Source organism: Ignavibacteriota bacterium, from assembly GCA_016707525.1.
In the GTDB taxonomy this organism is placed as follows: Bacteria; Bacteroidota; Ignavibacteria; order UBA10030; family UBA6906; genus JAGDMK01.
Map to the genome: position 1 here is coordinate 395,667 of JADJHP010000006.1, position 11,657 is coordinate 407,323.

Consider the following 11,657-nt stretch of genomic DNA (forward strand, 5'->3'; position numbering starts at 1 on the left):
CACGCCGCACAGCCGTTTCTTCTTCAACCAGAACCCCGCCGGTCATGACCGGCGGGACCGTGTTCACCATGACCACATGATGGCCCACACATGAGACCGAATCTCGCACGCCTGCGTTCTCTCGCCCCCGGCGCATTCCTGATCCTCCTCACCCCTGTGCTGGCCTGGACACAACCCCGTCTTCTGGACGGGTGCGAAACAACGGATGGATGGCGCGTGATCGTCTCCGAAGGCGCGGATCTGCGTCTTGCGGGCGTGCCCGGGAAGACCGGGAACGCTCTGGCCATGCACTTCGACCTCAGCAAAGTCTCCGGGTATGTGATCGCCCGGAAGGACTTCGCCGTTGACCTGCCGGCGAACTATCAGTTCACGTTCGATATGCAGGCGGATGCCCCGGTGAACAACTTCGAGTTCAAAGTGATGGACGAGCATGAGAATGTTCACTGGATAAAGAAGCTGAACATCACGTATCCAAAAACGTGGACGCGTCAGCGCATCAAGAAACGTCATCTCTCCTTGGCGTGGGGGCCACAGCGGGATGCACCTCTCAGGTCCGTTCGGGCCGTCGAGTTCGTGGTCTCTGTCGGCAGCGGCGGAACAGGGACAGTGTCCATCGACAACTTCCGGTTCGAACCGATCGACGACGGTGCGGCAGCCAGTGCAAAGCCGAAGGTCACAACCACACCGGCCTCCGCCGGACGGGTGAAGATCTCTTCCGATGGAAGGGTGGTCACCGGATGGAAGACGGGGTCACGGTCGCCGGCCGCGCTGCATGTGGATCTCGGGTATCAGCGGGAATTCGGCGGGCTGGTCATCCATTGGGCTCATGGCCGTCATGCCACGGGATACGCGATCGATCTTTCGGATGATGGCCGCGATTGGGAATCCGTGCACACCGCAGCAGGAGGGAACGGGGGGAAAGACTACGTATATCTCCCTGAAGCGGAAGGGCGGTTCCTTCGTCTCCGGGCAACGGCATACGCAGACACGAAGGGTGTGGCCATCGACAGCATCGTGGTCCAGCCGCCTTCCTTCTCTGCCTCCCCGAACGATCTGTTCCGCGCTGTCGCGGCGGATGCGCCCCGCGGTTGGTACCCGAAGTACTTCCACAATGAGCAGACCTACTGGACCGTGACCGGTGCTCCCGGGGACGACAAAGAGGCCCTCATGAATGAGATCGGAGCGGTGGAGCCGGACAAGTTGAGTTTTTCGATCGAGCCATTCATCTACCTGGACGGGAGACTCTTTTCCTGGCAGGATGTGACCTCGACCCCTTCGCTGGCGCAGGGCTATCTTCCCTCGCCGGGCGTCACGTGGCGGTATCGCGACGAGTGGACGCTGACCATGGAAGCCGTTGCGGGAGGTGTCGCGGGCAATTCGATCCTGGGACTCCGGTATGTGCTTGAAATGTCGCGGCCCGGCAACTCGCGTCCGAAGCTGTTCCTCGCCATCCGGCCGTTCCAGGTGAATCCGCCGTGGCAATTCCTGAATACGGTGGGCGGGGTCACGCGCATCGACAGCGTGGCGATGGCGGAGGGGCGGATCCGTGTGAATGAACGGGATGTCGTGCCGATGACCGCGCCGTCAGGCTTCGGGGCAACCTCGTTCGCGTCCGGTGAGATCGTCGAGTACCTGTCCCGCGGCATTCTGCCGGGAGCGCAGCGTGCGGCCGACGGCAACGGGTTTGCGTCTGCGGCACTCATGTATGATCTCAGTCTCATGACGGGAGACCGGAAAGAGATCTATGTCGGCGTGCCGTTCCACGGCTGGCGGGGGAGTCCGCAGGCGAACATGGCCGCCGGCGGCGACCGTATGTATCATACCCTCATGACGGAGCAAACTTTGTCGTGGTGGCAGGGGCACCTCGCTACCTTCCGTGTCACGGTCCCGCCGGAGGCAGAGCCGGTGATCCGGACGGTGCAGTCGAACCTCGCATACATCATGATCAACCGTGATGGCCCGGGCATCCAGCCGGGATCGCGGAGCTACGAACGGTCCTGGATCCGTGACGGCTCGCTGACCGCAACGGCGCTTCTGCAGACGGGGCATCCGGGGGAGGTCCGCGAGTTTCTCGACTGGTATGCGCAGGGGCAGTTCCCCAGCGGGAAGATCCCGTGTGTGATCGATGCGCGGGGGCCGGATGCCGTGCCCGAACATGACAGTCACGGAGAGTTCATCTACGCCGTCATGCAGTACTTCCGGTATACCGGTGATACCACGTGGTTGCGCGGCAAGTACGATACGGTGGTGAAGGCCGTGCGGTATATTCAGTCATTGCGTGCCCAGCGGAAAGCCGATGTCTATAAGAACGGGACCCCGGAACAGCGCGCGCTGTACGGCCTGGTGCCTGAGTCGATCAGCCACGAGGGGTACTGGGACATCCCGCGGCATTCCTACTGGGACGACTTCTTCACGCTCCGCGGTTTGAAGGATGCGGCGGACATGGCCGTTGTGCTCGGGGAGCGGAACGATGCTGCGGAGTTCGCCGTGGAACGGGACGATTTCCGGGCATGCCTCTATGCATCCATGCGCCTTGCGATGGCGAACACCAACGTGGACTACATCCCTGGATGTGCGGAGATCGGGGATTTCGACGCGACATCGACCACCATCGGGGTTGCCCCCGGCGGGGAGCTGGGAAATATCCCGGAACCCCAACTTCACAATACATTCGACAAATACTTTGCGTATTTTCAGGAACGCAAGGTCCGGGAGACCAATCCGAACTACACGCCGTACGAAACACGCGTGATCGGGACATTCGTGTACCTGGGGCAGCGGGAGCGGGTGGAAGAAGCGCTGCAGTTCTTCATGAACGACCGCCGTCCGCCGGCGTGGAATCATTGGGCGGAGGTGGTCTGGCGGGATCCGAAGACCCCGAAGTTCATTGGCGACATGCCGCACACCTGGGTCGGATCCGATTTCATCCGATCGGTGCGTGCCATGTTCGTGTATGAACGGGAGCGCGATACCGCGCTCGTGATCGGTGCGGGGATCCCTGCATCCTGGATCGCTTCGGCGACCGGCGTCGGCATCAGTGGCTTCCCCACCTACTACGGGAAGCTCGCCTATACGATGAAGCAGAATGGCTCTGTCCTGGCCGTGGAGATCCCCGCGGGAGTCCGCATCCCATCGGGGGGCCTTATCGTTGCCGTGCCCACCGGATCCCCCGTGCAACGGGTCAGCGTCAATGGCTCCCATGCGTTGTGCTCTCCAACGGGGGAGATCCGTCTCCAGTCACTTCCAGCATCGGTGATCATTGAGTATTGATTTTCATATCCAGAAGAACAGGCCACGTGAAGGTCGCGATGCCCGCATCATTCTCTCCCTGAATGGGACGTGGGAGCTTGAGCCGGGTGGGCGGAGCGGGCCGCCGGCGTCGTGGGGCCGGACGGTCCAGGTGCCTTCCCTGGTGGATATGGCCCGGCCGGGCTACGACCACCAACAGACCGAGTATCATTGGTACCGCCATACGTTCACGGTCCCGCAGCCCCTCCGCCGGGAGGCCGCGCTGCTGGTATTCGAGCAGGCGATGTTCGGCACGTCGGTGTGGGTGAATGGGAGGTTCGCAGGCGAAGATATAGCGTGTTATACGTCTCAGGAATATGATATCGCTCCGTTCCTCCAGTACGGCAGCGAGAACGTTCTGCTGGTCCGTGTCGGTGCACGATCCACGCTGCCTCTCGAGAGCGCTGTAGGACGTGATCAGGAGAGAGGGACCTTCATTCCAGGGATCTGGGGTGATGTTGCGCTCGTGCTGACCGGCTCGCTCCGGTGTTCGGGCGTGCAGGTGATCCCGCAGATCGAAGCTGCAGGGGCCGAGATCCGCGTCGCCATCAGCGGGGTGGCATCCTCACGCGACGTGTCCGTCGGGACATGCGTCTTTGAGAAAGCTTCCGGCCGGCTGGTCACAGGCGATATCGCGCTTCCGGTGGTGCTCCAGCCCGCAGGTGAGACCCCGATCATCTTCCGGCATGCGATCCGCGATGTGCATCTCTGGTCACCCGACCATCCCTTCCTGTACGAAGCAGAAACGATCGTCCGTGTGGACGGGCGCGTCGTGGACCGCACGATCACGACATTCGGCATGCGGGAATTCACGATCCGCGACGGGCATTTCCATTTGAATGGCCAGAGGATATTCCTCCGTGGCGGGAACATCGCCTTTCATCGTTTCCTTTCCGATCCCGAACGGGGGACCCTCCCCTGGGATGAGGGATGGATCAAGCGACTGCTCATCGACATTCCGAAGGCGCACCATTTCAATTTCTTCCGCAATCACCTCGGGCACATGTACAACCGGTGGTATGACATCGCGGACGAGCACGGGATGCTCCTCCAGAACGAATGGCAATTCTGGATGGCCACGGGTTCCGAGGAGCAGATCACGAAGGAGTTCTCCCGGTGGCTGCGCGACAACTGGAACCATCCGAGCATCGTGATCTGGGATGCGCTGAATGAATCCACCGATGCGGTCGTCGAGCATACCGTGATCCCGAAGATGAAGGAGCTGGATCCCACGCGGCCGTGGGAGCCGGTGGACTTCGGGGACGATCATCCGTACATCTATTCGCTGGGTCCCGTCCTGAACGACACCAGGTTCGGATTCACACGGTCGTTGCAGGATCTGGCGGCATCGCCCACACCTGTCGTGATCAACGAATTCCTCTGGTGGTGGCTCGATCGTGAGAGTGTCCCCACCGTTCTTACGCGGGATGTGATCGCACGCTGGGTCGGAGCGGAGGCGACGCAAGAGGAGATCGAACAGCATCAGTGCTTCCTCGCAGGCGAACTCGTCGAGCTCTACCGCCGTATGCGTGCGGATGCCGTTCAACCCTTCGTGTATCTCAGCAACAACCAGGGACCGACGGCGAACTGGTTCCTCGGGGCCATCAAGGACCTGCAGCCCAGGCCGGTGCTGCGGGCACTGAAGAACGCGTTCGCGCCGACCGGCGTGAGTCTCGAACTCTGGGACAGGCATTTCTCTCCCGGTGAGCGGAGGAGCATCCCGCTTCACGTGATGAATGATCGTTCCGTTCCGTTCACGGGGACCGTGCGTTGCGGTGTCGTGGGTGCGGATGGCGGGTGGGTCGTGCACCAGGATGTGTCCGTGCATGCCGAAGCGCTCGGGCATGCCCTGCAGGATGTTGCCATCTCGTTCCCGGAGGCACCGGGTGCGTATACGGTGACCGCGGTGTTGCGGGACGATGTGGACGGCGGGGCTGAAGTGCATTCGCGCAAGCCGGCCTATGTGCTTCCTTCTCTTGAAGTTCCCCCGGCACTGCATCGCGTGCGTATCGGTGTTCTCGATCCCCGAGGCGAGGTGCTGACGTATCTCCAGCATTGCGGCATCCCCCTGATCTCACTCGATCAGATCGAAGAGCCCCAGCCCGGCATCCTCCTCGTTGTGGAGCAGGCGTCGCGCGGCACCGCGTTCTCCACGCGCCTTGCCGCGGTCACGCACTTCGTCCAGCGGGGCGGTACGCTGGTGCTCATGGAGCCCGAAGCGGGAGTTGTCGCGGAGGAAACGATCCCGATCCTGGAGGGGATGGATCTCCGGATCATCCGGCGGGTGGATGCCGACAGGGGCGGGTACGATTCATACATCTTCCCTGACGATCCGGGCCATGCGTTGTGGGACGGCCTCGCTCCCGCCCATCTGCGCATGTTCAACGGGGCATTCGGCGGAGAAGTCGTATCGCAGCACGACATCATTGCACCTTCCACTCCACGCATCCTTGCACGGTGCGGGCTGCGCCTCGAGGTACCCGTCGTGATGGAGTGGCGGGTGGGCGACGGACGTGTTGTGGTCACGCGTCTGCAGGTACGCGGGCGGCTCAACGGTGAACCTGCCTCCGGGGGCCTGTACGCCCGCAGGAAGGACCCGGTGGCCGAACGATACCTCTTCAATCTCCTGCAGTGGTCCATGCTCCCCAGGAGGGCGAACCCATGACCACCGGGTTCTGGCTTCGTCTCTTCGGTGTTCCGCTTGTCTGTGCGGTGTTGTGGCCCGGGTGTTCCGGGGCGAGCGCACCGGACACGGAGATCCAGTTCTGGGCCTTTGGCTCGGAGGGGGAGAATGTCAAAGCGTTGCTTCCCGAATTCGAGCGGCGGCATCCCGGGGTGCACGTGAAGCTGCAGGTGATCCCATGGACCGCAGCGCACGAAAAACTCCTCACCGCGTATGCCGGGAATCCACGCCCGACATCTGTCAGCTCGGTAACACCTGGATCCCGGAGTTCGTCACCCTGAAGGCGATCGAACCGCTGGAACCATGGATCCGGAAGAGCGGGTTGGACAGCACGTCCTACTTCCCCGGTATCTGGCGCACGAACTTCATCGATGGCGTACAGTACGGTCTGCCGTGGTATGTCGATACCCGTGTGCTGTTCTACCGGAAGGACATCTGTGCCCGGGCGGGATTCGCGGCGCCGCCGCGGACCTGGGCGGAGTGGGATACGCTCTGCAGGCGCATTGTGACCGCGAAGGGGGGGCGCGAGCGGTATGCGGTGCTGCTTCCGACGACGGAATGGGCGCCGCCGGTGATCTTCGGGATGCAGAAGGGGTCGTTGATGCTGCGCGACCGGAACTCGTACGGCGATTTTTCGGGTGAGGCGTTCCGCGACGCGTTCCGGTTCTACATCGATTTCTTCAAGCGCGGGTACGCCCCCGCCGCACTCACCGATGTCATGAATATCTACCAGAGTTTCGGCGAAGGATACTTCGCCATGTATATCACGGGCCCGTGGAACATCGGCGAGTTCTCCCGCCGTCTTCCTCCCGCGTTGCAGGACATGTGGATGACGGCGCCGTTGCCCGGCCCGGAACCCGGCACCCCCGGGGTCTCGCTCGCCGGCGGATCGAGTCTCGTCCTCTTCTCCGGTTCGCCACGGAAAGAACTCGCCTGGGAGCTCATTCGCTATCTGTCGGACCCCGCGCAGCAGATAACGTTCTACCGGATCACCGGAGACCTTCCCGCGCGCGTGGAGGCGTGGCAGGACAGCGCGCTCGCGACGAACATCTACGCGCGGGCATTCTTCGAACAGTTGAAGCATGTGGCGCCCACACCGACGATCCCGCAATGGGAACAGATCGCCATGAAGGTGCAGGACTTCGCCGAACTCGCAGCCCGGAACAAGATGACGGTCGAGGAGAGCCTTGCCGCTCTCGACCGGGATGTGGACCGCATTCTCGAAAAACGACGGTGGATGCTCAATGTACGGTAGCTCTCAGATCCGGGCGTTGCTGATCTTTCTCGGGCCGGCCCTGCTGGCCATCAGCGTGTTCTTCTTCCTGCCGGTGCTGGCCGCACTGGTGATGAGCTTCACGGATTTCGATATCTATTCGCTGGGCGATATCCGTTACGCCCGGTTCGTCGGGTTCCGCAACTATGCCCAGCTCTTTGCCGATCCGCTCTTCTGGAAGGCCCTGGGCAACACCCTGTACTTCCTTGTCGTCGGGGGCCCGCTCTCCGTGGCGGTGTCACTCGGCGCAGCACTCCTGCTGCATTCCCGTCTGGTCCGCTTCAAGCCGATGTTCCGGTTCATCTATTTCATGCCGGTTGTCACCACCCTCGTGGCGATCGCGGTGGTGTGGCGGTATGTCTACCACCCGCGCTTCGGCCTGTTGAACGCCGCTATGGGCGCGCTGGGGTTCTCGCCCATCGATTGGCTGGGCGATCCGGACTGGGCGATGCCCGCGCTGATCATCATGGCCGTGTGGAAGAATTTCGGTTACAACATGATCATCTTCATCGCCGGACTTCAGAATATCCCTGCATCGTTGTATGAGGCGGCCAGCATCGACGGCGCGGGGCCCGTCCAGCAGTTCATCAAGATCACATTGCCGATGCTGGCGCCGACGACCCTCTTCATCAGCATCATCACCATGATCGGATACTTCCAGTTCTTTGCGGAGCCGTACGTCATGACGCTGGGAGGACCGATGAACAGCACGCTCAGCATCGTGCTCCTCATGTACCAGCAGGGTTTCCGGTGGTGGAACATGGGGTACTCCGCCGCACTGGCGTTCGTCCTCTTTGCGATGATCCTGGTCGTCTCCGTGATCCAGACCCGCTTGCAGAAGCAGAAGGGAGGGATGCAGTGAAGACCCTCCGGCAGTCGCTTCTCATGGTCCTGCTCGTCGTGATCGCCGTGACCACCTTGCTGCCCCTGGTGTGGATGGTGATGGCATCGTTCATGCCGTCGGGAGATGCGAGCAGCGTGCCTCCTCCGTTCTTCCCGCGGCACGTGACGCTGGACCAGTACATCGGGCTCTTCACCCGGCTGCATCTGGGACGTTCGCTGTTCAATAGTGCTCTGCTGTCCGTCGCGGTGACGTTGATCTCGCTCGTGGTGAATTCCATGGCGGGCTATGCCTTCGCGAAGTACCGGTTCCGCGGCCGGGCCCCGTTGTTCAAGCTGCTCATCGCATCGATGGTGATCCCCGCCCAGGTGACGATGTTACCGCTCTTCCTTCTTTTGAACAAGATGGGGCTGATCAATACCTACTTTGGCGTGATCATCCCCGGCATGGCGAGCATCTTCGGGATCTTCCTGATCAGGCAGTTCGCCATGACGATCCCGGACAGCCTCCTGGAGGCGGCGCGGATGGACGGCGCAAGTGACCTCCGCATCTACTGGTCCGTGATCCTGCCGCTCTGCAAGCCCATCCTGGTGACCCTGGCGATCTTCACGTTCATGGGAACATGGAACGACTTTCTCTGGCCGTTGATCGTGATGACGGATGATTCCATGTACACCCTTCCCGTGGCCCTGGCGAATCTGGCGGGTGAGCACGTGCAGGATACGGAATTGATGATGGCGGGATCGGTGATGACGGTGATGCCGGTGCTCGTGGTCTTTGCGATGGTCCAGAAGTACTATCTTGCGGGGATCATGGCGGGGAGCGTAAAAGAGTAATTGAGGATCGTGCATTGCCGATTGCCCATTGTCAATGCTTCGGCAATGGGCATTGGGCAGTCTTCAATCGGCAGGTGTTGCTGCTTCTATTCGTAGTGCTTCAGTTTTGCCCACGCATCCGCAAGCGGCACGCGCAGCCCCCTGCACAGATACACCGGCACGTCGTTCTCATAGGGCATACTCCAGGGTGAGGATGCCACCCCTGCAACCTCCGCACTTGCGAAGATCTCCTGCTTGTCCTTCAGTGCTCCTCCCAGGATGATCACAACCTCACCGGTATAACCGCGCGGCCCCCAGAGCCAGTAATTGTTATGGTTCCCGATCGCACGGGGAAGTCCGTAGTGCCTCCCGAAGAGATCGATCGCCGCCGTCCGCCCGTAATTATCGCTGAAGATCGCGCACCGCGCCTTCTCCTCGGGTGTCAGGCGGTTGTACACCGCGGCGACCGCCGCTGCCTTCTCCGGCCAGCCGAACATGTCGGCGTAGAACTGAGGCAGGATGCCGAGTTGTTTGCTTTCGGACGTGCCCGGCGCGATCCCGAGCGTGTGCATGTACTCGACATACGTGGTCACGGGCAGCACAGGGATCGCCAGGGGGACAAGGGTGGATGCGGTCGCCGCCAGCACGATCGCGTAGGAGGGCACGAGGAACCGGCGGACCCATCCGGTGGTCCAGGCTTCGATGCTCACCCCACCTGCGGCGAAGAGCAGGGGAAAACCGGCGGCGAGGTACTCGGCCTTGCTGTGTCCATTGATCACGAGGATCGCGGTGACACAAAGGAAGGCAGTCCCGAGGAACCGGAACCGTGCAAGAGGCCGTGCGAAGAATAGTCCTACGACCCCCGCGAGCCAGAGCGGCAGGGCGAACGGGTTGTGGAGCAGGAGTTGGTCCGCAAGGAACCGCAATGGCGTCAGTCCGGAGTATTTCCCGCTCGTGGCATTCTGGATGAATTCCAGGTGCGCATAGTTGTGAAGGATGTTCCACACGATGAACGGCGCGAACAGGACGGCCGCTGCGACCGCTCCCCGCACGGCATGCCTCGTCCAGAGCATGGACCGGTACGGCGAGAAGATGAGTCCGGCCACCAGTCCTGCTGCCAGCCAGAGTATCCCGATCTTGTTCATTGCTCCGAGGCCGATGATGATCCCGAGCGGGAGGAACATCCTGCCGTCCCCGGTGCTGACCAGTCGCACCGCTGTGAGGACCGCGGTCGTCCAGAGCAACACATCCAGGGAGTTCATGGAATAGATCCCCGAAAATGCGATGAGGACCGGAGAGAACCCGGCGCCGACGGCAGCGAGGGCCTGGGCGGTCCGCCCACCCCCCAATGCGGCAGCGATGCGCCCGGTCACGATCACCGTTGCGGATCCTGCGAGCGCGGGGACGAGGCGCAGGACGAACAGCGATTCACCGAGGATCCCACGGACCACGGCAAGGACGAAGATGGAGAGCGGGGGATGGTCCACGTAGCCGAGATCGAGGTGGTCCGCGCACGCGAGGTAGTACAACTCGTCACGGAAGTATCCATACCCGCCAAACGTATTGGTCCAGAGGTGCAGGCCGAGGCGCACCAGTGCGATCATCATGACGATGGCCGGTCCGGATGTAAGCGTCTCGCGAAGCGTTTCTGGTCTGTGCATCAGATCCTCAGCGATGTGGTGCACGATCGGGGTGCATCCCCCGCGGGTGGCATGGAAGCCTGGCGGGGAATGTGGGTGAATACGGAAGGGACAGGAGTTGGTCCGGGCCTCCGCAGGCGGTCCCGTCCGTCCGGCGTTCGGGCCGGGTGGGACCGCCATTCATTACTATACGGGGGCGGTTACAGCGATGTTGCGCGGCTCAGATCGCCGGTACAGGGAACGATTTGATCTGATTCAGGGCTGCCTTCACCTCGTCGAGATGCAGCTCGTGATTCTCGAGCTTTCCGGCAAAGTAGGAGTCATAGGCCGACATATCGAAGTGCCCGTGGCCGCTCAGATTGAACAGAATGACCTTCTTTGTCCCTTCTTTCTTTGCCTGGATCGCCTCATCGATCGCTGCCCGGATGGCGTGCGAGGATTCCGGTGCCGGGATGATGCCCTCCGTACGGGCGAACATCACCGCGGCCTCGAACACCTCATTCTGCATGTACGCACGTGCTTCGATCAGGTTGCTGAGGAGCATACGGCTGACGATGGGGGACATGCCGTGGTAGCGCAGGCCGCCGGCATGGATCGACTCCGGAATGAACGTGTGCCCGAGGGTGTGCATCGGGAGGAGCGGCGTCATCATCGCCACATCGCCGAAGTCGTACCGGAACTCGCCTTTCGTCAGCGTCGGGCAGGACGCGGGCTCCACCGCGATCGACCGCACCTTCTTGCCTTTGATGCGCTCGCGCACGAACGGGATCGCGATGCCGCCAAAGTTGGAACCGCCGCCCGCACAGCCGATGACGATATCCGGGAACCGGTCGATCTTCTCGAGCTGCTTCATGGATTCCAGACCGATCACCGTCTGATGCAGGAGCACGTGATTCAGCACGCTGCCGAGCGCGTAGTTCGTATCATCGCGCTGGGCGGCATCCTCCACTGCTTCGCTGATCGCCAGGCCCAGGCTGCCCGGATGGTCCGGATCTGCGGCCAGTGCATCGCGACCGGCCTTGGTGTCCATGCTCGGGCTTGCTACGACGTCGGCCCCCCACATGCGGATCATCGAACGGCGATAGGGTTTCTGATCGTAGCTCACACGGACCATGTA

The 11,657-nt window shown here is 62.0% G+C and carries 6 protein-coding genes and 1 pseudogene; 5 read left to right on the forward strand and 2 right to left on the reverse strand.

Annotated elements, in window-relative coordinates:
• The first annotated feature begins 90 nt into the window (after positions 1-90).
• From IPI01_12005 to IPI01_12025, 5 genes and pseudogenes are all read left to right on the forward strand, one after another.
• On the forward strand, positions 91-3,270 hold the full coding sequence (locus IPI01_12005) for a discoidin domain-containing protein (GenBank protein MBK7258501.1): 3,180 nt from the start codon (positions 91-93) through the stop codon (positions 3,268-3,270).
• On the forward strand, positions 3,260-5,953 hold the full coding sequence (locus IPI01_12010) for a hypothetical protein (GenBank protein ID MBK7258502.1): 2,694 nt from the start codon (positions 3,260-3,262) through the stop codon (positions 5,951-5,953). Before IPI01_12005 ends, IPI01_12010 begins: the two co-directional genes overlap by 11 nt.
• A 50-nt stretch (positions 5,954-6,003) precedes the next feature.
• Positions 6,004-7,226, forward strand: a pseudogene (locus IPI01_12015) (sugar ABC transporter substrate-binding protein).
• Positions 7,216-8,106: a sugar ABC transporter permease gene (locus IPI01_12020; GenBank protein ID MBK7258503.1), complete on the forward strand. Its 891-nt coding sequence runs from the start codon at positions 7,216-7,218 to the stop codon at positions 8,104-8,106. Before IPI01_12015 ends, IPI01_12020 begins: the two are co-directional and overlap by 11 nt.
• A gap of 23 nt (positions 8,107-8,129) precedes the next feature.
• Positions 8,130-8,921: a carbohydrate ABC transporter permease gene (locus IPI01_12025; protein ID MBK7258504.1), complete on the forward strand. Its 792-nt coding sequence runs from the start codon at positions 8,130-8,132 to the stop codon at positions 8,919-8,921.
• An 86-nt stretch (positions 8,922-9,007) separates the two neighbouring features.
• Here IPI01_12025 and IPI01_12030 read toward each other — a convergent pair whose 3' ends face one another.
• The gene (locus IPI01_12030; GenBank protein MBK7258505.1) at positions 9,008-10,561 is read right to left on the reverse strand and encodes a glycosyltransferase family 39 protein; all 1,554 of its coding nucleotides are present in this window, start codon (positions 10,559-10,561) and stop codon (positions 9,008-9,010) included.
• Positions 10,562-10,760: 199 nt separating this feature from the next.
• Positions 10,761-11,657 (reverse strand): TrpB-like pyridoxal phosphate-dependent enzyme (locus IPI01_12035; GenBank protein ID MBK7258506.1); only part of this gene is annotated, 897 nt, incomplete at its 5' end.

Excerpts from the sequence above, each read along its gene's own strand:
- IPI01_12005 (MBK7258501.1), top strand. The coding sequence starts at position 91 with ATGAGACCGAATCTCGCACGCCTGCGTTCTCTCGCCCCCGGCGCATTC.
- IPI01_12020 (MBK7258503.1), top strand. The coding sequence starts at position 7,216 with ATGTACGGTAGCTCTCAGATCCGGGCGTTGCTGATCTTTCTCGGGCCG.
- IPI01_12025 (MBK7258504.1), top strand. The coding sequence starts at position 8,130 with ATGGTCCTGCTCGTCGTGATCGCCGTGACCACCTTGCTGCCCCTGGTG.
- IPI01_12030 (MBK7258505.1), bottom strand. The coding sequence starts at position 10,561 with ATGCACAGACCAGAAACGCTTCGCGAGACGCTTACATCCGGACCGGCC.